Source organism: Streptomyces canarius, from assembly GCF_014650735.1.
Lineage (GTDB): Bacteria > Actinomycetota > Actinomycetes > Streptomycetales > Streptomycetaceae > Streptomyces > Streptomyces olivaceoviridis.
In genome coordinates this window covers 90817-110460 of record NZ_BMVN01000015.1, presented here as the reverse complement: position 1 = coordinate 110460, position 19644 = coordinate 90817, and the positions used below count along the sequence as shown (strand labels likewise).

Here is a 19644-nt window from a genome sequence, read left to right as displayed (position 1 = left end):
TCCACCCACCCCTGTGGCCGTCCCTGTAGCGCGCCTTCGCGCCCCAGCACCTGGGAAGCTACCGCAGCCCACTGACAATGGCCCCCGGAGTGGGGAAAGGCCCAGCTCGGAATGGTTGCTCGGGGAAGCCGGGCGGCGTGCGCCGGGTCAGTGCGCGCCCACCGGCTCCCGCCGGGCCGCCACCCGGGCCGCCCGCGAGCCGAGCACGGTGATCGTGACGACGCCGAGGACCGCGAGGAGGCCGACGCCGACCGTGCCCGACCAGCCGTTCGCGTGGAACGCCAGCGCGCCGACCGTACTGCCGACGCTGGAGCCGACGTAGTACGCGGACTGGTACAGCGCCGACGCCTGGGCCCGGCCGTGCGTGGCCGTCTTGCTGACCGCCGAGGAAGCCACCGCGTGCCCGGCGAAGAAGCCCGCCGTGATCAGCACCAGGCCCGCCAGCACCAGCACCAGGGAGGCGGTCAGGGACAGCAGCAGTCCCGCCGCCGTCGTACCGCCCGCCAGATACAGCGCGCCCCGGCGGCCGAACCGGCCCACCAGCCGGCCCGCGGCCGACGCGGAGACCGTACCCACCAGGTAGACCAGGAAGATCGAGCCCACGATGCCCTGCGGCAGCCCGAACGGCGCCGCCGTCAGCCGGTAGCCGATGACCGTGTAGACACCGCCGAACACCGTCATGAACAGCGCGCCGATCGCGTACAGGCGGCGCAGCAGCGGGTCGGAGAGGTGGCCGCGGACGGTGCCGAGCAGCACCCGCGGGCGCAGCGAACCCGCCGTGAAGTGCCTCGGGGCCGGCAACAGCAGCCGGAACGCCACCGCGCACGCGACCGCGAGCGCGCCGATCACCCCGACCGACACCCGCCAGCCCCACTCCTGCGCGACCCAGCCGGTGATCACCCGGCCGCTCATGCCGCCCACGCTGTTGCCCGCCACGAACAGCCCGATCGCCGTGACCAGCGCCTTCGGCCGCACCTCCTCCGCCAGGTACGCCTGCGCCGAGGCCGGCAGCCCGGCCAGCGCAGCGCCCTGCACCGCCCGCAGCACCACCAGCGCGCCGAGCGACGGCGCGAAGGGCACCAGCATGCCGACCGTGACGGCCACGGCCAGCGAGGCGGTCATCACCGTACGGCGTCCGAACCGCTCCGACAGCGCGCTCATCGGCAGCACGAACAGCGCCAGACCACCGGTCGCCGCGGCCACGGTCCAGCTCGCCTCGCTCGCCGCGACCCCGAACTCCCCGGAGATCAGCGGCAGCAGGGCCTGGGTGGAGTACAGGAGGGCGAAGGTCGCGACTCCGGCGAGGAACAGGGCGAGGCTCATCCGGCGGTAGCCGGGGCCGCCCGGGGTCAGCCGGGAGTCGGAGTCCGATTCGGGGGTGCGGACGGGCGGAACGGCGTCCACGCTCGTGGACGCCCCGGTACTGGCGGGAGACATGCTTCGACCGTAGACACGGCCCCACTCATGCGTCCAATGCATGGAATCGTCATAATCGTTCCCATGGTGCATCAGCAGAGCTCACAGGCGCGACTGTCACCGTCCAGTGACACAGAAGACATGGCGCTGTTGCTCGCGCCCCGTCTCGCGTACTTCGCCGGCGTGGCCCGCACCGAACACGTCACCCGGGCCGCGCGGGAGTTGAACGTCCCCCAGTCCACCCTGTCCCGGGCGATGGTCCGCCTGGAGCAGGACCTGGGCGTCGACCTGTTCGCCCGCCACGGCCGCACGGTCTCCCTGACCACCGCCGGCCGCACCTTCCTCGCCTCCGTCGAGCGGGCCCTCGCCGAGATCGGGCGCGCCGCCGAGGAGGTCCGCGCGGACGCCGATCCGGCCACCGGCAAGGTCGCCTTCGGCTTCCTGCACACCATGGGCGCCGAGACCGTACCCGGCCTGCTGCACGCCTTCCGCGCCGACCACCCGCGCGTGCGCTTCAGCCTCGTCCAGAACTACGGCGAGGCCATGCTGGAGGGGCTTCGCGCCGGCGCACTCGACCTCTGCCTCACCTCGCCCGTCCCCGACGCCCCCGACCTGGTCGCCCGCCGCCTGGACGAGCAGAAACTGCGCCTGGTCGTCCCCGCGGACCACCGTCTCGCGGCCCGCCGCCGCATCCGCCTGGCAGAAGCGGCCGAGGAAACCTTCGTCACCCTGGAACCGGGCTACGGCCTGCGCCGCATCACGGACGACCTCTGCCGCGAGGCCGGCTTCAAGCCCCGCATCGCCTTCGAGGGCGAGGAGGCGGAGACGCTGCGCGGCCTGGTGGCGGCGGGCCTCGGGGTCGCCCTGCTGCCGCCCCCGACCGTCCCGCGCCCGGGTGTGGTGGAACTGACGGTCACGGCCCCCAGGGCGGTCCGCGAGATCGGCGTGGCCTGGCTGGCCGACCGCCCCGACACCCCACCGGTGGCGGCCTTCAAGAAGTTCCTCCTCTCCAGGAGGGGCACCTTGCTGCCGGCCTGAGGGACGCCCCGCCCTACCGTTTCCAGGACCTGCCGAACCCCGCGGCCAACGGCATCCTCAAGCCGATCGGCGGCGGCGCCGCCAGCGCGTCCTCCACGGGACGCGACACGGTGTGCCCGAACAACGCGCCCATCACGAAATCCACCGCCAGGCACCGCACTTCGTCCCGGTGCCCGTGCAACCCGTGCCCGTCGGAGTGCACTTCGAACCGGCACACCTCCCGGTTCACCTTCTTCGCCCGCGCCGCGAACCGGAACGACAGCTCGGGATCGGTCCGTTCGTCGTTCGTGCCGTGGGCGATCAGCACCCGCCGCCCGACGAGCTGCTTCACCGGCTCGGCCGGCGCGGCGACGTCCTCCTCCGGCAGCCAGGGGGCCAGCGCCACCACGGAGTCGACCGCCTCGTGCCCGCCGGCCCGCAGCGCCGCGCGTCCGCCCATGTCCACGCCCACCAGGCACACGGGAACGTCCCCGTACCGTCGTACGACCTCGTCGGCGGCCCACTCGGCATCCGCCGCCGGATGGGCCTCGCTGCCGTTCCAGCCGCGGTAGCGGTACTGCACGGGATGGACGGCCAGCCCCTCGTCCCGGCCGGCGCGGGCGAGCGCGCGGCCCAGGGAGCGGACGAGGGTCATCGCCCGGACAGGGGACGGCCGGCGGACGGAGACCTCCTCCCCGCCGGGGAGCAGCAGCACCGCTCCGCTCACCGACGTCGGCTCCCCGCCGACTGCCTTCCCCAGCCCGGCCGTTCGGACCGGCGTCGCTTGCTGTCCCATGGCAGAACAGTGTCAGAAGGCGCGGTGTACTAAACCCGCACGCCCGGTCACCGTTGCGTATCGACGGAAAGGTGCCGGGAAATCGTCGTCGCGCACCGGGTGCTCTACGCGCGTAGGAGTTAGAGTGCGGAAATGACGAGCCAGACCGCACCGACCGGGAACGCCCCCACCGCGGACCAGATCCGCCGGGCGCCCAAGGTACTGCTGCACGATCATCTCGACGGCGGGCTCCGCCCGGGCACCGTCGTAGACCTCGCCCGGGAGACCGGGTACGCCGACCTTCCCGAGACCGACCCGGACAAACTGGGCATCTGGTTCCAGGAGGCCGCCGACTCCGGCTCGCTGGAACGGTACCTGGAGACCTTCCGGCACACCGTCGGCGTGCTCCAGACCAAGGAGGCCCTGGTCCGGGTCGCCCGCGAGTGCGCCGAGGACCTCGCCGAGGACGGGGTCGTCTACGCCGAGGTGCGGTACGCGCCCGAGCAGCACCTCGACCGCGGGCTGTCCCTGGAGGAGGTCGTCGAAGCCGTCAACGAGGGGTTCCGGCAGGGCGAGCGGCTCGCCCGCGAGAACGGCCACCGCATCCGGGTCGGCGCCCTGCTGACCGCCATGCGGCACGCCGCCCGCTCCCTGGAGATCGCCGAACTCGCCAACCGCTACCGGGACGCGGGCGTGGTCGGCTTCGACATCGCCGGTGCCGAGGCCGGCTACCCGCCCACCCGGCACCTGGACGCCTTCGAGTACCTCAAGCGCGAGAACAACCACTTCACCATCCACGCCGGCGAGGCCTTCGGACTGCCGTCCATCTGGCAGGCGCTCCAGTGGTGCGGCGCCGACCGGCTCGGACACGGGGTGCGGATCATCGACGACATCGAGGTCCGCGAGGACGGCTCGGTGAAGCTGGGCCGGCTCGCCTCCTACGTGCGGGACAAGCGGATCCCGTTGGAGCTGTGCCCCAGCTCCAACCTCCAGACCGGGGCCGCGCCCTCCTACGCCGAGCACCCCATCGGGCTGCTGCGCCGGCTGCACTTCCGGGCCACCGTGAACACCGACAACCGGCTGATGTCGCACACCACGATGAGCCGGGAATTCGAGCACCTCGTCGAGGCGTTCGGTTACACGCTCGACGATCTCCAGTGGTTCTCCGTCAATGCGATGAAATCAGCGTTCATTCCTTTCGATGAACGGCTCGCGATGATCAATGACGTCATCAAGCCCGGATATGCCGAGCTGAAATCCGAATGGCTGTTCCGCCAGACCGCGTCCACCAGCGGTTCTGGCGGTTCTGAGGCATAGCGGCCGAGTCCTCGCCGGAACGGAATGCGGGCGCACTTTCACAAGGCGTCCGCATTTCGGTGTTTGCGGCGGGTGGCCGGGAATGTTTACGGTCGTGGACCGCTCAGATCGTTTGTGATCTCCCGTCTCCGCATGCAAGGACGCATTCACCATGAAGCAGTCTGCTGCCAAGACCCTCGGTGTCGCCGCCCTCGGCGCCGCTTTCGCCGCCGTCGGTGCGGGCGCGGCCGACGCGGCCCCGGCCAGTCCGGACGCCGGCAAGACGCTGAACACCGTCACCAAGATGCTGCCGCCCGAGCAGGTCATCGAGGCGCTGCCGGACAGCGGTGCCGTGAAGACGGTGAAGCCCGTGGTCAAGACGGGTGTCGCCGCGGCTCTGCCGGCCGTCGGCAAGGGTGCGGCCACCGCGCAGCCCGTCGTCGAGAGCGTCCTCGCCGAGGGGCCGACCAAGCCGGTCGCCGGCCTGCTCGGCGGACTGCCGTTGCAGGGTCTGCCCACGCACGGGGTGCCGATCAACGGGCTCCCGGTCGGCTGAGCCCGGCTTCCGTCCGACCCGCGCGGGGCGCTCCGGTAGGTCCGGACGCGCCCCTGTGGCGTGCCCGCGTCCGTGTCCGCGCCGGTGCCCCGGCTCACCAGGCGGTGCGGGCCTTGTCCTCGGACGGCAGCAGCAGCCACAGCGCTATGTAGAGCAGGAACTGCGGGCCCGGCAGCAGGCAGGACACCAGGAAGATCACTCGCATCGTCGTGGCCGAGGTGCCGAAGCGGCGGGCCAGTCCGGCGCAGACTCCGCCGATCACGCGGCCGTGGGTGGGGCGGGCAAGGGCGGTCATGTCGGCTCCTCCGTGGTCGTCGGCTCGCTCACGAGCCGGTGGCGGGCCCCCGTCGGGGACCCCTCAACTGCCTTCAACGGTACGGAGACGAAGGGGACGAAGCATCACTCTAAGGGGCGATACCGACCCTGGGAATCGTCGGGGTACGGCCCTGAGACAGCTCCTCCTGGACGGAGACCGCCGGTTCGGGAGCACCGGGTTCCCCCGCGTCCCGGCGCCGCAGCCAGGCGCGGGCCGCCGGTACGACGGCCAGGTGGGCCAGGACGACGCCCGCCGTGTTCAGCAGCAGCGAGTCGACGTCCACGACCCTGCCCGGCACGCCGGTCTGCAACAGGGCGATGCCGAGGGAGAGGAGGGCGCCGGCCGCGGCCGTACGGATCAGGGACGCGACCGGGGAGACGGTGAGCCGGCCGTGCGCCATCGGCAGCAGCACGCCCAGCGGGGCGAGCAGCGCCAGTCCCTCACCGAGGGGCCTGACCGCCTGCGGCCAGCCCAGCGCCAGGTCGGCCCGGATGCCGGCCAGCGGGCGCAGGTTCGGGGGCATCACCCAGGGGACGTCCAGGGGGCGCAGCATCAGCCAGGCGACGAGGGCGAGATGTGCGACGAGGAGGACACCTCCCGTCACACGGATGCGGATCGCGGCGCTGCCGCCGATGGAGCCTTGACGCTGCACGACCCCCTAGACGCGGGGGTGGGGCCGATCGGTTCCGCCGTGGAAACGTTTTGCCTCGTACGGCGCGTGCCGGCTGGACGGCGGGACCGGCTCACTTGCCCGGTAACGCATGGCACCCCGCCACAGGGGAGCGCCCGAAGGGGCGCGGGGAACTGCGCGAGCGGCCACCACGGACCCGCAGCCGGGAGATGGCCTGGGCTCCCACGGCGGCTACCCGCGACGCCACCCCCGCCGGGCGCAGCTGTCACACCGACCCTCGCCGAAGGCAACCGCGACGCCCTCCGGGGGCGGGCGCAGCCGTCACGCCGGCCCGCCGAAGAGGGGGCGCGGGGAACTGCGCGAGCGACTGGCATGGACCCGCAGCCGGGCGATGGCCGGGGCCCCACGGCGGCTACCCGCGACGGCACCCCCGCCGGGCGGAGCGGGTCACGCCGACCCCCGCCGAAGAGGGGGCGCGGGGAACTGCGCGAGCGGCCACCACGGACCCGCAGCCGGGCGACGGCCGGGGCCCCCACGGCGGCTACCCGCGACGCCACCCCCGCCGGGCGTATCTGTCACACCGACCCTCGCCGAAGAGGGGGCGCGGGGAACTGCGCGAGAGGCCACCACGGACCCGCAGCCGGGCGACGGCCAGAGGCCCCCACGGCGGCTACCCGCGACACCGCCCCGCCGGGCGTAGCTGTCACACCGACCCTCGCCAAGGCAACCGCGACGCCACCCCCCGCCGGGCGCAGCCGTCACATCGACCCTCGCCGAAGGCAACCGCGACGCCACCCCCCGCCGAAGGCGAACGGCGACCGTGACGCCGCGCAAGCCCAGCGAAGCGCTACGCGTCCGGTACCCCGCTCGACGGTGGCTGTGTGGTGCCCGGGTGGTCGCGGACCTCGTCCGTGCAGGCGTAGCGGCGGAGGGGGTCCGGGGCGGGGCCGGCCAGGATGACCGAGCCGTCGTCCTCCGTCGCCGCCGAGTCGGACAGGGTGCACACCAGCTGGGCCAGGGCGTAGGAGGTGAGCCGCGACGGTGCCGTGCCCAGCCGGAGCGTGTCCTCGGGGTCCTTCGGGCCGGGCCCGCTCACCCGGAGGCCGCCCGGCACGTACGTCGTATAGCCCGCGGAGCGCTCCGCCGCGGACGGTGACGTGGCCAACTGGTCCAGCAGTCCCTGCGCCACGATCACCCGCCGCTGGGCGTCCGGGGTGCCCTCCGGGACCCGCACGGTCCGGTCGACGGCCACCAGGGACGCCCCGCACAGCAGGAACACCTGCACCGGCACCCCGCGCGCGGACTGCGCGGACACGTCGGGCCCGGCCAGCGAGCACGGCACCCGGGACGGCGCCGGTCCGAAGTCGGTCGGCACCTCCGTGGCCCGGATGCCGCAGCCGGTGAGCAGCACGCCCAGGAGGGGCAGCGCCAGCAGGCGTCGTACGGTCATGACCCCTCCTTCCCCGAGCCGTCGTGGCCGGTCTCGCCGCCCTTGGTGTCCCCGCCGTCCTCCTCGGTCAGCCGGGAGACGTCCCGTGGCAGCCGGAGTGTGAACACCGCGCCGCCGTCGGGGGAGTTGGCCGCGGTGATCCCGCCGCCGTGGATGTGGGCGTTCTCCAGGGCGATGGACAGGCCGAGCCCGCTGCCCTCGGAGCGCGGCCGGGAGGCGCTCGCCTTGTAGAAGCGGTCGAAGACGTGCGGGAGGACGTCCTCCGGGATGCCGGGCCCGTGGTCGCGGACCTGGATCTCGACCGAGTCGTCCGCCTCCCGGACCGACACCCGCACCGGCGACCCGCCGTGCTTGAGCGCGTTGCCGATCAGGTTGGCGAGGATGACGTCCAGGCGGCGCGGGTCGAGCTGGGCGTGGATGCCGCGCTCGGCGTCCAGCTCGACGGCGTCCAGCCAGGCGCGGGCGTCGATGCACGCGGTGATCTGGTCGGCGATGTCGACGTCGTCCAGGACCAGCCGGGCGGTGCCGGCGTCGAAGCGGGTGACCTCCATCAGGTTCTCGACGAGGTCGTTCAGCCGCCGGGTCTCGCTCACCACCAGCCGGACGGCGGGCTCGATCATCGGGTCCATGCTGCCGGTCTCCGCCTCCAGTTCCTCCTCCAGCACCTCCGTGACGGCGGTGATGGCGGTGAGCGGCGTCCGCAGCTCATGGCTCATGTCGGCCACGAACCGGCGCGAGGCCTCGTCCCGCGCGGCCATCTCCGCGACCCGCTGCTCCAGCGCCTCGGCCGCGTTGTTGAACGTCCGGGACAGATCGGCGAGTTCGTCGGTGCCGGACACCCGCAACCGGGTGTCGAGCCTGCCCTCGCCGAGCCGTCGCGCGGCCACGCCCAGCCGGTGCACGGGCTTCAGCACGGTCGTGGCGGCGGCCTGCGCGAGCAGCGCGGCCCCGATCAGCGCGAGCCCGGTGGCGATGCCCAGCGACCAGGCCAGCGAGTTGAGGTCCTTCGCCTCCGGCTCCAGGGACTTCGCCATGTAGCCGGTCGGGCCGCCGCCGATCACGCGCGTACCGGCCACCAGGTAGGGCGTGCCGTGGTCCACGACCCGCTGCCAGTACAGGTGGTACGGCTCCTTGTTGGAGTCGGTCACGCTCTGCCGCTTGGTCACGGCGGCCCGCAGCGACCGGGGCACGTCCTCCAGCGAGAAGCCGTTGATGCCGCCCGAGTTGCCGTACACGGTCTTGCCGTCGGCGTCCTGGGCGACCAGGAGCACGCTGAAGTGCTGGCTGCTGGCGGCCATCTGGCCGGCCGCGCGCTGCACCTGGTCCTGCGTCGGGTGTTCCGGCAGCGCGCCCGCGCGGTTCTGCATCTCCTGCCGGAAGTCGCGCAGCACCGCGTCCTGGGCGCGGGTGAGCACGGCCTCCCGGTTCAGCCAGTAGGCGATGCCGGACGCCGACACGGCGGCCGTGAGGGCCACCAGCCCGAAGACGACGACCAGGCGCAGCCTGAGGCTGGTGAACCTGAGCCGCGACAGACTTCCCTTGCGCCCCGCGGCCCAGCCGCGCAGCCCCCCTTGCGTATCGGTCACTGAGGGGCGTCCAGGCGGTAGCCGACACCACGGACGGTACGGATGAGCGTCGGCGAGGACGGAACGTCCTCCACCTTCGCGCGCAGTCGCTGCACACACGCGTCGACCAGGCGCGAGTCACCGAGGTAGTCGTGCTCCCACACCAGCCGCAGCAGTTGCTGGCGGGACAGCGCCTGACCGGGCCGCCGGCTCAGCTCCAGCAGCAGCCGCAGCTCGGTCGGGGTGAGCTGGAGGTCCTCGCCGTTCTTCGTGACGGTCATCGCCGACCGGTCGATGACGAGGTTGCCGAAGGCCGCCGAGTCGCTGGACTCGCGCTCCCCGCGCCGCAGCACGGCCCGGATCCGGGCGTCCAGCACCCGACCCTGCACCGGCTTGACGACATAGTCGTCGGCGCCGGACTCCAGCCCGACCACGACGTCGATGTCGTCGCTGCGCGCGGTCAGCAGGATGATCGGCAGCTGGTCCGTGCGCCGGATGCGCCGGCACACCTCGAACCCGTCGATGCCGGGCAGCATCACGTCCAGCACGATGAGGTCCGGCCGCTGCTCGCGCAGCAGCTTCAGACCGTCCTCGCCGCTGGCAGCGGTGGCCACCCGGTGTCCCTGGCGCGTCAGGGAGAGCTCCAGGGCCGTACGGATGGCGTCGTCGTCCTCGATCAGCAACAGGGAAGGCACGGGCTCATTCTGGCCCATGGAGGGGTCACCGTACGACCTGCAGGCACCAGGCCATCCGTAACGCCACCACCTGTGCGCGGTGTGTGACCTGCCCGGGCGGGACCCCTGTGACAGGTCTGTGACAGTCGGCAGACATGGTCATGAAGTCACCCCGGCAGTCTTTTGGGCACGGGCAAGGCCGCCGGCCGGAACCAGCCCGGGCAGGACAGAGTCACCGGAAGTCCACGACGGGGAGCGCGAGATGAACACGCTGCACAGCATCAGCACCAGCGCAGTGGTCACGCGTCTGCACGACGTGCACCGGGGATCAGAGAAGTCCGGTGCCGAGGGGGGTCCCTCCCGCGCGAGCGTGTTCGAGCGTGGGGGAGGGCGGGGGTGCGCTCGCGGCACCGGGCGTCAGCACACCGCGTACATGGCGGTGGTTGACACACGGGGGGAAGCTCACGGGGGAGCCGCGTACGGGGAGGACCCGGGGGAGCGTCGTTCGCTGACCGAGGCGGAGTTCACCGCCTACGTCCAGGAGCGCCGCGCCTCCCTGTACGCCACCGCCTACCACCTGACCGGCGACCGCTTCGAGGCCGAGGACCTGTTGCAGAGCGCGCTGTTCTCGACCTACCGGGCGTGGGACCGGATCAGCGACAAGGCCGCGGTCGGCGGATACCTCCGCCGCACCATGACCAACCTGCACATCAGCGCCTGGCGGCGCCGCAAGCTCAACGAGTACCCGACCGAGGAACTGCCGGAGACGCCCTCCGACACGGACGCGATGCGCGGCACCGAGCTGCGCGCGGTCCTGTGGCAGGCGCTGGCCCGGCTGCCCGAACTCCAGCGCACCATGCTGGTCCTGCGCTACTACGAGGGCCGCACGGACCCGGAGATCGCGGAGATCCTCGGCATCAGTGTCGGCACGGTCAAGTCCAGCATCTGGCGCTCGCTGCGCCGGCTGCGCGAGGACGAGGTCCTCAGCTTCGGCCGTGACGAGGAGGACGCCTTCGGCGAGCTGGTCGCCTGAGGTCCGGGGGGACAACGGGGGAAAGCGGGGGGCCACTGGGGGGTGGACCTTCGGGGGAACACGGGGGAGCAAGGGAGAACGGGGCTGGTGGGCCGGGGGTCCTGCCGGCCCCGTTCTTTCGTGCGTACGGGGCGGTACGAGCCTTACGCCGCCGTCCGCTGCCGTACCTGCCGGCCCGCCGCCGCTGCCGCGAGCCGGCCCAGCGCCTCGTCCCGGTCGCAGGGGTGCGCGCCGAGCGACACCTGGCGGGCGACGATCGACCGCTCCGCGCGCATCAGCCGCCAGCCGCGGCGCAGCAGGAACGGCACCGACTTGCGGCCCTCCTTCAGATCGCGCAGGAAGCGCCGCCGGAAGGTGGTGGCCGGGCCCCGGGACAGGCACAGCGCGTCCGCGAGCAGGCCCAGTTCCCGGCAGCGCTCGACGATCTCGGCGGCGAAGATGCCCTCCGCGATGAACAGCGGGGTACGGCCGATGTGCAGCGTCTCCTCGCCGGTACGGGCGCTCAGCGAGATGTCGTACACCGGCACCGGCGTCGATCCCGTGGCGCACAGCCGGGCGATGGCCTCGACCGCGACGTCCGCGTCCCACGACTCCGGGTGGTCCCAGTCGATGTCCGAACTCCCCTCCACCAGCGGCAGAGTCGGATCGTCACCCTCCTTGTAGAAGTCGTCCAGGCGCAGCACGGGGAGCCCGGAACGGGCGGCGACGAGTGACTTGCCCGAGCCCGAGGGGCCGCACAGCAGCACGACACGGGCGGGATACGGGGGATGAATGCTCACGGAACACCAGTTTGACGCATGGGGGCCGCCCTGCCGACCCCGCGGGTCGGCTTTTGAGCGTGAGTCTCGCCTCAACTACCCTACGTGTCGACATCCTTACCCTGTGCACCAGAAGGTGGCATCAGCGATGGCCCGACACACCTCCCCCCAGCACTCCACCGCGCAGCGCGCCCTGATCGTCCTCGCGACCGCCGGAGCGGCCCTGGGCGCGGGGGCGGCGATGGCGTCCGCCGACTCGATCCCCGGCGTGGGCCTCAACTACCGCCCCGTGAACCTCGGCAACGTCGATCCCCAGGCGGGCGCGCGCGCCCTGACCGGCACGGTGGGTTACGTGACCGGCCCGGTCGCCGGTCTCAAGCCCAACCCGCTCGCGGGTACGGGCGTGGACCCGCTCGACAACGGCGTGGGCACCCAGCTGGCCGACTTCAAGCCGGTCGGCTCCCAGATGCTGACGCGCCCGCTCGCGCAGGCGCAGTCACTCGGCAGCGTTCCGGTGGTGGGCCAGGTCCTGGGAGGACTGAGCCACTGAAAGCGCCCCCGAAGGGGCGCGGGGCGGAGTCCGGCATGCGGCTCCGCCGCGCGGGCGCGACCAGCCACCGCGCACCCGCGGTCGGCGGACGACGGCGGTTCCCCGCCCGGCCCCGTCAGTAGGAGGAGCCGCTCGCGCCCAGCGCCCCCGTCGGATGCCACACCGTCTTGGTCTCCAGGAACGCCGTCATCCGCTCGGTCCCCGGCGTCTCGAAATAATCCACAGCCTGTGGACGGAGCACCCGCTTCAGATTGTCGGCCGCCGCGATCTCCAGTTCCTTCGCCAGGCCCTCGTCCGCGCCCGCGAGGTCGATCGCGTTGACGTCCTGGTGCGCGGCCAGCGGCGCCGCGATCTCCGCCGTACGGCCGGACAGGACGTTGACGACACCGCCCGGGACGTCGGAGGTGGCCAGCACCTCGCCCAGGGACAGCGCCGGCAGCGGGGCCTTCTCGGAGGCGATCACGACCGCCGTGTTGCCGGTGGCGATCACCGGGGCCACGACCGACACCAGGCCGAGGAAGGACGACTCCTGCGGGGCCAGGACGGCGACCACGCCGGTCGGCTCCGGGGAGGAGAGGTTGAAGTACGGGCCCGCGACCGGGTTGGCGCCGCCGATCACCTGGGCGATCTTGTCGGTCCAGCCCGCGTACCAGACCCAGCGGTCGATCGTCGCGTCCACGACGGCCGCCGCCTTCGACTTCGACAGGCCCTCCGCGTCCGCGACCTCCCGGACGAACTGCTCCCTGCGGCCCTCCAGCATCTCCGCGACGCGGTAGAGGACCTGGCCGCGGTTGTAGGCGGTCGCGCCGGACCAGCCGCCGAACGCCTTGCGCGCGGCGACCACCGCGTCACGGGCGTCCTTGCGGGAGGACAGCGGAGCGTTGGCCAGCCAGTTGCCCTTCGAGTCCTGCACCTCGTACACCCGGCCGCTCTCGGAACGCGGGAACTTCCCGCCGACGTACAGCTTGTAGGTCTTGAACACACTGAGTCGGTCAGACATCGAGGTACGCCTCCAGGCCGTGGCGGCCGCCCTCGCGGCCGAAGCCCGACTCCTTGTAACCGCCGAACGGCGAGGTCGGGTCGAACTTGTTGAACGTGTTGGACCAGACGACACCGGCGCGCAGCTTGTTCGCGACGGCCAGGATCCGCGAGCCCTTCTCGGTCCAGATGCCGGTCGACAGGCCGTACTGGGTGTTGTTGGCCTTGGCGACGGCCTCGTCGGGCGTACGGAAGGTGAGGACCGACAGCACCGGGCCGAAGATCTCGTCGCGGGCGATGGTGTGCGCCTGGGTGACGTTCGTGAACAGCGTCGGGGCGAACCAGTAGCCGGCGGAGGGGAGTTCACAGGCCGGCGCCCAGCGTTCGGCGCCCTCCGCCTCGCCCTGCTCGGCCAGCGCGGTGATGCGGGCCAGCTGCTCGGCGGAGTTGATCGCGCCGATGTCGGTGTTCTTGTCCAGCGGGTCGCCGAGGCGGAGCGTGGACAGGCGGCGCTTGAGGGAGTCCAGCAGTTCGTCCTGGATCGACTCCTGGACCAGCAGGCGGGAGCCCGCGCAGCAGACCTGGCCCTGGTTGAAGAAGATGCCGTTGACGATGCCCTCGACGGCCTGGTCGATCGGCGCGTCGTCGAAGACGATGTTCGCGCCCTTGCCGCCCAGTTCGAGGGTGAGCTTCTTGCGGGTGCCGGCGACCGTGCGGGCGATCTCCTTGCCGACGGCCGTGGAGCCGGTGAAGGCGACCTTGTTCACGTCGGGGTGCGCGACCAGCGCGGCGCCGGTGTCGCCGTAGCCCGGGAGGATGTTGACGACACCCTTGGGCAGGCCCGCCTGGCGGCAGATGTCCGCGAAGAACAGGGCGGACAGCGGGGTCGTCTCGGCGGGCTTGAGGACGACCGTGTTGCCGGTCGCGAGGGCCGGGGCGATCTTCCAGGCCAGCATCAGCAGCGGGAAGTTCCACGGGATGACCTGGCCGGCCACGCCCAGCGGCTTCGGGTCCGGGCCGAAGCCGGCGTGGCCGAGCTTGTCGGCCCAGCCCGCGTAGTAGAAGAAGTGCGCGGCGACCAGCGGGAGGTCCGCGTCGCGGGTCTCCTTGATCGGCTTGCCGTTGTCCAGCGTCTCCAGGACCGCCAGCTCACGGCTGCGCTCCTGGATGATCCGGGCGATGCGGAACAGGTACTTGGCGCGCTCGGAGCCGGGCAGCGCGGACCACTTCTCGAACGCCTTGCGGGCGGCCTTGACGGCACGGTCGACGTCCTCGGAACCGGCCTGGGCGACCTCGGCGAGGACCTCCTCCGTCGACGGCGAGACCGTCTTGAAGACCTTGCCGTCGGCTGCCTCGGTGAACTCGCCGTCGATGAACAGGCCGTACGAGGGCGCGATGTCGACGATCGCGCGGGACTCGGGGGCGGGTGCGTACTCGAATGCCATGGGGGATCAGTCCACCGTCACGTAGTCGGGACCGGAGTAGCGGCCGGTGGCCAGCTTCTGGCGCTGCATCAGCAGGTCGTTCAGGAGCGAGGAGGCGCCGAAGCGGAACCAGTGGTTGTCCAGCCAGTCCTCGCCCGCGGTCTCGTTGACCAGGACCAGGAACTTGATCGCGTCCTTGCTGGTGCGGATGCCACCGGCCGGCTTCACGCCGACCTGGACGCCGGTCTGGGCCCGGAAGTCGCGGACCGCCTCCAGCATGAGGAGGGTGTTCGCGGGCGTGGCGTTGACGGCGACCTTGCCCGTCGACGTCTTGATGAAGTCGGCGCCGGCCAGCATGCCGAGCCAGGAGGCACGGCGGATGTTGTCGTACGTCGACAGCTCGCCGGTCTCGAAGATGACCTTCAGCCGGGCGCTCGTCCCGCAGGTCTCCTTCACGGCGACGATCTCGTCGTACACCTTCAGGTACTTGCCGGCGAGGAACGCGCCCCGGTCGATGACCATGTCGATCTCGTCGGCGCCGGCGGCGACGGCGTCACGGACGTCGGCCAGCTTCACGTCGAGCGCGGCACGGCCGGCCGGGAAGGCGGTGGCCACCGAGGCGACCTTCACGCCGGAACCGGCGACGGCCTCCTTGGCGACGGCCACCATGTCGGGGTAGACGCAGACCGCGGCCGTCGTCGGGGTCGTGCGGTCCGTGGGGTCGGGGTGGACCGCCTTGGCGCCGAGCGCCCGGACCTTGCCCGGGGTGTCCGCGCCTTCCAGCGTCGTCAGGTCGACCATCGAGATGGCGAGGTCGATGGCGTACGCCTTCGCGGTGGTCTTGATGGAACGGGTGCCGAGGGACGCCGCGCGCGCCTCCAGGCCGACCGCGTCGACGCCGGGCAGCCCGTGGAGGAAGCGGCGCAGCGTGCTGTCGGACGCGGTGACGTCAGCGAGAGCGTGAGCTGTGGGTGCGGTAGTGGGCATGGTCACCAGACGAGCATATCTACGCGCGTAGCGGCTGTACACCCCCGTGCTCGTCCCCGAGGCCGAGATCACGGATGAGCGCCGGTTCACGGGCGCGTGGCCGCACCACGGACGGCGTCGGGCAGAATCGGGACCATGACCACGGACCACCCGTCACCCGCGTCACAGCCGCCGGCGCCCGTCGCCAAGGACCGCGTCTACCGCTCGCCCCTCGGGCTGACGGGCGGCGCGCTGCTGCTCCTGGTCGTCCTCTGGCTGGGCTTCGACGCCCTGTTCAAGGGCCACGGCCGGACCCCGTGGCTGGCGCTGGCCGGGTTGATCCTGATCGTGCCGCTGCTGCTCGCCTTCACGCTCCGCCCGGCGGTGTTCGCGGGCGAGGACCGGCTGCGCGTCCGCAACCCGTTCCGGGTGATCACCCTGCCCTGGGGCGAGATCGCCGACCTGCGCTCCGGCTACTCCAACGAGGTGTTCGCCAAGTCCGGCACCAAGTACCAGCTGTGGGCGATCCCCGTCTCGCTGCGGGCCCGCAAGAAGGCGATCCGCCGGCAGCAGCGGGCGGCGGCGGACGCGGCCCGGGGCGGCCGGGGCGGGGCGCTCGCGCCGAGCGGCCTCGGCTTCGGCGGCTTCGGCGGGCGCGGCCCGGACGCGGGGCCGGCCCGGGCGCAGACCGACCAGATCATGACCGAGCTGGGGGACATCCTGGAGCGGCGCGGGGAGGCCGAGTCGGCGCAGGGCGAGATCACCGTGCGCTGGGCCTACGAGGTGGCCGCGCCCGCGGTCGCCGGAGCGGTGCTGCTGGCGATTCTGCTGGCCGTGGGCTGAGGAAGCCGCGGGGACCGTCCACGGTTGGCACCGGGAGCCGGGGCCACGGCCTGGGCGGGCTGAAGCGTGGTTCTCATGTGCGGGGCCGTGCCCGCGTGGGCGCGACGGGGGCGGTCCGCCGCTGTGGCCGGGGGTGGGTCCCGGTGTGCTTCGTGTACTTCGTCTCCGTCTCCGGGGTGAGGGCCGGCCGTCCGCCTGTGTGGCCTGTCCGGGCGGGATATCCGGTGCGGGCGTGTCGGTGGCGGGCGGGCGGGCGGCGTGGTGGAGCGGTCGCGGGGGAGGCGGACGGCGCGGCCCCGGCGGGCGTACGGCTGTGGCGGGTGGGGCTGCTGCACCGGTTCTGCGCGCTGCTGCTCGTGCTGTGGGGCAGCGGCTTCTCCTGGGGCGCGACCGGCGGGTGGCGGGGTGCGCTCGGAGCCCTCGCCGGTTGCGTAGGGGCGCTGTGGCTGCCCCATGGCGCGCCTGGCGGATCACGGCCGACAGCGCGGGGCTGTGGTTCAACGGGCTGCGCGGGCCCCGGCACCTCCCGTGGGACGAGATCAGGAGCGTCCCGTGCACGAGCACCGAGCTGAAGGTGGACAGCCGGCGGGCCTCCTTCACGCCCTGGTCGGCTGCCGCTCCCCGCCGGCCGTGGCGGGAGCGCCGGTTCGGGGCCGTGCAGCCGCACGAGCGGACCGCGAGTGAGATCACCGCCCTGTGGCGCGACCCGTCGCTGCGCCCGTCCGTGCCCGCCGACGCCGGCCGGCGGGGCCGGCCGCTGTGGCCCCTGGCGCTGGCACTCGCGGCCGGCTGGACGGCGGCCCTGCTGTTCCTGTGGTGAGGACGGACGGGGGCCCTGCCGTTCCTGTCCTGAGGACGGACAGCGGGGCCCCGGACCGTCAGATGCCGGCAGCCGCCGACAGGTCGCGCTTGACGGCCGTCAGCAGCTCCGTCGCGCGGGCGCGGGCGGCCGGCAGGTCGGCGTGCGCGGAGACCGGTACGACGACCTCCAGGTAGCACTTCAGCTTCGGCTCGGTGCCGCTGGGGCGGACGATCACCCGGGCGCCGTCGAGGGTGTAGCGCAGGCCGTCCGTGGGCGGCAGCTTCTCCGTGCCCCGGGTCAGGTCCTCGGCCCGGACGACGGGCAGGCCCGCCAGCCCGGTCGGCGGCTGCTCGCGCAGGCGGCGCATCGCGTCCGCGATCAGCGACAGGTCCTGGACGCGGACCGACAGCTGGTCGGTGGCGTGCAGGCCGTGCTCCACGGCGAGGTCGTCGAGCAGGTCGAGGAGGGTACGGCCCTCCTCCTTGAGCACGGACGCCAACTCGGTGATCAGCAGCGCGGCGGTGATGCCGTCCTTGTCGCGCACGCCCTCCGGGTCCACGCAGTAGCCGAGGGCCTCCTCGTAGCCGTAGCGCAGGCCGTCGACACGGGCGATCCACTTGAAGCCGGTCAGGGTCTCCTCGTACGGCAGCCCCGCCTTCCCGGCGATCCGGCCGAGCAGGGAGGAGGAGACGATCGACTCGGCGAAGGTGCCCCGGGCGCCACGGCGGACCAGGTGGGCGGCGAGCAGGGCGCCGACCTCGTCGCCGCGCAGCATCCGCCAGTCGCCGCCGTCCTTCACGGCCACCGCACAGCGGTCCGCGTCGGGGTCGTTGGCGATCACCAGGTCCGGGTCGGTGGCGCGGGCCCGCGCGAACGCCAGGTCCATCGCGCCCGGCTCCTCCGGGTTCGGGAAGGCGACCGTCGGGAAGTCCGGGTCCGGGTCGGCCTGCTCGGCGACCAGCACCGGCTCGGGGAAGCCGGCGCGGGCGAACGCGGCCAGCAGGACGTCCCGGCCGACGCCGTGCATCGCCGTGTAGACCGTGCGGGCGGTACGGGGGGAGGCGGGGTCCAGTACGGCGTCCGTACGGGCGAGGTAGGCGTCCAGGACCGACTCGTCCAGGGTCTGCCAGCCGCTCTCCGGACGGGGTACGTCGTGCAGGGAGGCGACCGCGTCGATCTCGGCGGCGATCTCCGCGTCGGCGGGCGGGACGATCTGGGAGCCGTCGCCGAGGTAGACCTTGTAGCCGTTGTCCCGGGGCGGGTTGTGGCTGGCGGTGACCTCGACGCCCGCGACCGCGCCGAGGTGCCTTATCGCGAAGGCCAGCACGGGGGTGGGCAGCGGGCGGGGGAGTACGGCCGCGCGCAGGCCGGCGCCGGTCATCACGGCGGCGGTGTCCCGGGCGAAGTCGGCGGACTTGTGGCGGGCGTCGTAGCCGATGACGACGAGTCCACCGGGGTGGCCGTTCTTCTTCAGGTACGCGGCCAGGCCGGCGGCGGCGCGGATGACGACGCTGCGGTTCATGCGCATCGGGCCGGCGCCCAGCTCGCCCCGCAGGCCGGCGGTGCCGAACTGGAGTGTGCCGGAGAAGCGGGCCGACAGTTCCTCGACGGCACCGGCGTCGATCAGTCCGGCCAGTTCGTCGCGGGTCTCCGGGTCCGGGTCCTCGGCGAGCCAGGCCTTGGCCCGGGCGATGAGATCGTCGTGCACCTTGGGATCAACCTCTCCTGTGTTTGCCTGGTCCAACTGGGGGCTCCGCCCCCGGCCCCCCACCCTGCCGCCGACGCCCCCTGGGAGCCGGGTGCGGTATGGAAGGGAGCTTGCCGCATCGCGCGCTGCTCGGGGCCACGCGCCGCGCACGGCCGCGTGCGGTACCGCGCCCGCTGCGAGCCGCCGGCCGCACGGCGGGCCACTCCTGGCTGCTCGCGGTACCGCGCCTGCCCCCGGGCCGCCGGCAGCCGCTAGCCGCACTCCTGAGAGCCGCCCGCAGCACCACTACCACCGCCGAAGCCGAGCCCAGGGGCTCTGCTCGAAGCCGAGCCCAGCGGCTCTGCTCGAAGCCGAGCCCAGCGGCTCTGCTCGAAGCCGAGCTCGGCGCGCCGCCAGAAGCCGGGTGCGGCGCCCCGCTCAAGGCCAAGCCCGGTGCCCCGCCCAAAGCCGGCCGCAACACCGCGTCCCCTGGAAGCCGGGCGCGGCGGCCTCGCACGAAGCCGAGCCCCACGCCCGCCCAGAGCCAAGCCCGATGCCCCGCCCAGAGCCAAGCCCGGCGCTCCGCTCCAACCCGGCCGGCACGCCGCCCCGCCCGAATCCGACCGGCACGCCGCCCCGGCCGAAGTCGAGCCCCACGCCCGCCCAGAGCCAAGCCCGGCGCTCCGCCCGAATCCGACCGGCATGCCACCCCGGCCGAAGCCGATCGGCCCGCCGCCCCGCCCCAACCCGGTCGGCACGCCGCCCCGCCCGAATCCGACCGGCACGCCGCCCCGGCCGAAGTCGAGCCCCACGCCCGCCCAGAGCCAAGCCCGGCGCTCCGCCCGAATCCGACCGGCATGCCACCCCGGCCGAAGCCGATCGGCCCGCCGCCCCGCCCCAACCCGGT

At 73.0% G+C, this 19644-nt stretch carries 19 protein-coding genes; 7 read left to right on the top strand and 12 right to left on the bottom strand.

Annotation, left to right across the window (positions count from 1 at the left end):
• Nucleotides 1-147: 147 nt before the first annotated feature.
• Entirely contained in the window at nt 148-1437 is a 1290-nt protein-coding gene (locus IE294_RS22090; protein WP_189888732.1) for an MFS transporter, read from the bottom strand.
• Between the two features lie 63 nt (nt 1438-1500).
• On the opposite strand from IE294_RS22090, the gene IE294_RS22085 reads away from it, so the two are divergent.
• On the top strand, nt 1501-2454 hold the full coding sequence (locus tag IE294_RS22085) for a LysR family transcriptional regulator (RefSeq protein ID WP_189817801.1): 954 nt from the start codon (nt 1501-1503) through the stop codon (nt 2452-2454).
• Between the two features lie 13 nt (nt 2455-2467).
• On the opposite strand, the gene IE294_RS22080 is transcribed toward IE294_RS22085, so the two are convergent.
• A complete protein-coding gene (locus tag IE294_RS22080; RefSeq protein WP_189888730.1) occupies nt 2468-3229 on the bottom strand; it encodes an alpha/beta hydrolase in 762 nt (253 codons plus the stop codon).
• Between the two features lie 132 nt (nt 3230-3361).
• On the opposite strand from IE294_RS22080, the gene IE294_RS22075 reads away from it, so the two are divergent.
• Nucleotides 3362-4525, top strand: coding sequence for an adenosine deaminase (locus tag IE294_RS22075; protein WP_189888728.1), 1164 nt, complete (start codon nt 3362-3364; stop codon nt 4523-4525).
• Between the two features lie 151 nt (nt 4526-4676).
• Nucleotides 4677-5060, top strand: coding sequence for an ATP-binding protein (locus tag IE294_RS22070; protein ID WP_189888726.1), 384 nt, complete (start codon nt 4677-4679; stop codon nt 5058-5060).
• Between the two features lie 94 nt (nt 5061-5154).
• On the opposite strand, the gene IE294_RS22065 is transcribed toward IE294_RS22070, so the two are convergent.
• The 5 genes from IE294_RS22065 to afsQ1 form a co-directional block, all read right to left on the bottom strand.
• Complete coding sequence (locus tag IE294_RS22065; RefSeq protein ID WP_189817805.1) at nt 5155-5355, bottom strand: PspC domain-containing protein; 201 nt, start codon at nt 5353-5355, stop codon at nt 5155-5157.
• A 109-nt stretch (nt 5356-5464) separates the two neighbouring features.
• Nucleotides 5465-6028 (bottom strand): VanZ family protein, encoded by a 564-nt coding sequence (locus tag IE294_RS22060; RefSeq protein WP_189888724.1) that lies wholly within the window; start codon nt 6026-6028, stop codon nt 5465-5467.
• Nucleotides 6029-6854: 826 nt separating this feature from the next.
• The gene (locus IE294_RS22055; protein ID WP_189888722.1) at nt 6855-7457 is read right to left on the bottom strand and encodes a hypothetical protein; all 603 of its coding nucleotides are present in this window, start codon (nt 7455-7457) and stop codon (nt 6855-6857) included.
• Nucleotides 7454-9043: an ATP-binding protein gene (locus tag IE294_RS22050; RefSeq protein WP_189888720.1), complete on the bottom strand. Its 1590-nt coding sequence runs from the start codon at nt 9041-9043 to the stop codon at nt 7454-7456. The genes IE294_RS22055 and IE294_RS22050 overlap by 4 nt, the downstream gene beginning before the upstream one ends.
• Nucleotides 9040-9717 (bottom strand): two-component system response regulator AfsQ1, encoded by a 678-nt coding sequence (afsQ1, locus tag IE294_RS22045; protein ID WP_189888718.1) that lies wholly within the window; start codon nt 9715-9717, stop codon nt 9040-9042. The genes IE294_RS22050 and afsQ1 overlap by 4 nt, the downstream gene beginning before the upstream one ends.
• Nucleotides 9718-9958: 241 nt before the next feature.
• Here afsQ1 and IE294_RS22040 point away from each other — a divergent pair, with 241 nt between their 5' ends.
• Nucleotides 9959-10729, top strand: coding sequence for a SigE family RNA polymerase sigma factor (locus IE294_RS22040; protein WP_189888716.1), 771 nt, complete (start codon nt 9959-9961; stop codon nt 10727-10729).
• A gap of 143 nt (nt 10730-10872) precedes the next feature.
• Here the strand turns inward: IE294_RS22040 and IE294_RS22035 are convergent, their stop codons facing one another.
• Nucleotides 10873-11475, bottom strand: a complete 603-nt coding sequence (locus IE294_RS22035; RefSeq protein WP_189888882.1) for a uridine kinase family protein — start codon at nt 11473-11475, stop codon at nt 10873-10875.
• Nucleotides 11476-11635: 160 nt separating this feature from the next.
• On the opposite strand from IE294_RS22035, the gene IE294_RS22030 reads away from it, so the two are divergent.
• Nucleotides 11636-12037, top strand: coding sequence for a hypothetical protein (locus tag IE294_RS22030; protein WP_189888714.1), 402 nt, complete (start codon nt 11636-11638; stop codon nt 12035-12037).
• A gap of 115 nt (nt 12038-12152) precedes the next feature.
• On the opposite strand, the gene IE294_RS22025 is transcribed toward IE294_RS22030, so the two are convergent.
• From IE294_RS22025 to deoC, 3 genes are read right to left on the bottom strand one after another with little or no spacing between them, the layout of a single operon-like run.
• The gene (locus tag IE294_RS22025; RefSeq protein WP_189888712.1) at nt 12153-13037 is read right to left on the bottom strand and encodes an aldehyde dehydrogenase family protein; all 885 of its coding nucleotides are present in this window, start codon (nt 13035-13037) and stop codon (nt 12153-12155) included.
• On the bottom strand, nt 13030-14460 hold the full coding sequence (locus tag IE294_RS22020; RefSeq protein ID WP_189888710.1) for an aldehyde dehydrogenase family protein: 1431 nt from the start codon (nt 14458-14460) through the stop codon (nt 13030-13032). Before IE294_RS22020 ends, IE294_RS22025 begins: the two co-directional genes overlap by 8 nt.
• Nucleotides 14461-14466: 6 nt before the next feature.
• Complete coding sequence (deoC, locus tag IE294_RS22015) at nt 14467-15426, bottom strand: deoxyribose-phosphate aldolase (protein ID WP_189817890.1); 960 nt, start codon at nt 15424-15426, stop codon at nt 14467-14469.
• 135 nt (nt 15427-15561) lie between these two features.
• Between deoC and IE294_RS22010 the strand changes: the two genes are divergently transcribed.
• Together IE294_RS22010 and IE294_RS22005 are read left to right on the top strand one after the other, a co-directional pair.
• Nucleotides 15562-16248 (top strand): PH domain-containing protein, encoded by a 687-nt coding sequence (locus IE294_RS22010; protein WP_189888708.1) that lies wholly within the window; start codon nt 15562-15564, stop codon nt 16246-16248.
• 442 nt (nt 16249-16690) lie between these two features.
• Entirely contained in the window at nt 16691-17068 is a 378-nt protein-coding gene (locus IE294_RS22005; RefSeq protein WP_229917285.1) for a hypothetical protein, read from the top strand.
• 58 nt (nt 17069-17126) lie between these two features.
• Here IE294_RS22005 and IE294_RS22000 read toward each other — a convergent pair whose 3' ends face one another.
• Nucleotides 17127-18758, bottom strand: a complete 1632-nt coding sequence (locus IE294_RS22000) for a phospho-sugar mutase (protein ID WP_189888706.1) — start codon at nt 18756-18758, stop codon at nt 17127-17129.
• Between the last annotated feature and the right edge of the window lie 886 nt (nt 18759-19644).

Excerpts from the sequence above, each read along its gene's own strand:
- IE294_RS22065 (WP_189817805.1), bottom strand. The coding sequence starts at position 5,355 with ATGACCGCCCTTGCCCGCCCCACCCACGGCCGCGTGATCGGCGGAGTC.
- IE294_RS22070 (WP_189888726.1), top strand. The coding sequence starts at position 4,677 with ATGAAGCAGTCTGCTGCCAAGACCCTCGGTGTCGCCGCCCTCGGCGCC.
- IE294_RS22080 (WP_189888730.1), bottom strand. The coding sequence starts at position 3,229 with ATGGGACAGCAAGCGACGCCGGTCCGAACGGCCGGGCTGGGGAAGGCA.
- IE294_RS22085 (WP_189817801.1), top strand. The coding sequence starts at position 1,501 with ATGGTGCATCAGCAGAGCTCACAGGCGCGACTGTCACCGTCCAGTGAC.
- IE294_RS22040 (WP_189888716.1), top strand. The coding sequence starts at position 9,959 with ATGAACACGCTGCACAGCATCAGCACCAGCGCAGTGGTCACGCGTCTG.
- IE294_RS22020 (WP_189888710.1), bottom strand. The coding sequence starts at position 14,460 with ATGGCATTCGAGTACGCACCCGCCCCCGAGTCCCGCGCGATCGTCGAC.
- IE294_RS22075 (WP_189888728.1), top strand. The coding sequence starts at position 3,362 with ATGACGAGCCAGACCGCACCGACCGGGAACGCCCCCACCGCGGACCAG.
- IE294_RS22025 (WP_189888712.1), bottom strand. The coding sequence starts at position 13,037 with ATGTCTGACCGACTCAGTGTGTTCAAGACCTACAAGCTGTACGTCGGC.
- IE294_RS22030 (WP_189888714.1), top strand. The coding sequence starts at position 11,636 with ATGGCCCGACACACCTCCCCCCAGCACTCCACCGCGCAGCGCGCCCTG.
- IE294_RS22010 (WP_189888708.1), top strand. The coding sequence starts at position 15,562 with ATGACCACGGACCACCCGTCACCCGCGTCACAGCCGCCGGCGCCCGTC.
- IE294_RS22090 (WP_189888732.1), bottom strand. The coding sequence starts at position 1,437 with ATGTCTCCCGCCAGTACCGGGGCGTCCACGAGCGTGGACGCCGTTCCG.
- deoC (WP_189817890.1), bottom strand. The coding sequence starts at position 15,426 with ATGCCCACTACCGCACCCACAGCTCACGCTCTCGCTGACGTCACCGCG.
- IE294_RS22055 (WP_189888722.1), bottom strand. The coding sequence starts at position 7,457 with ATGACCGTACGACGCCTGCTGGCGCTGCCCCTCCTGGGCGTGCTGCTC.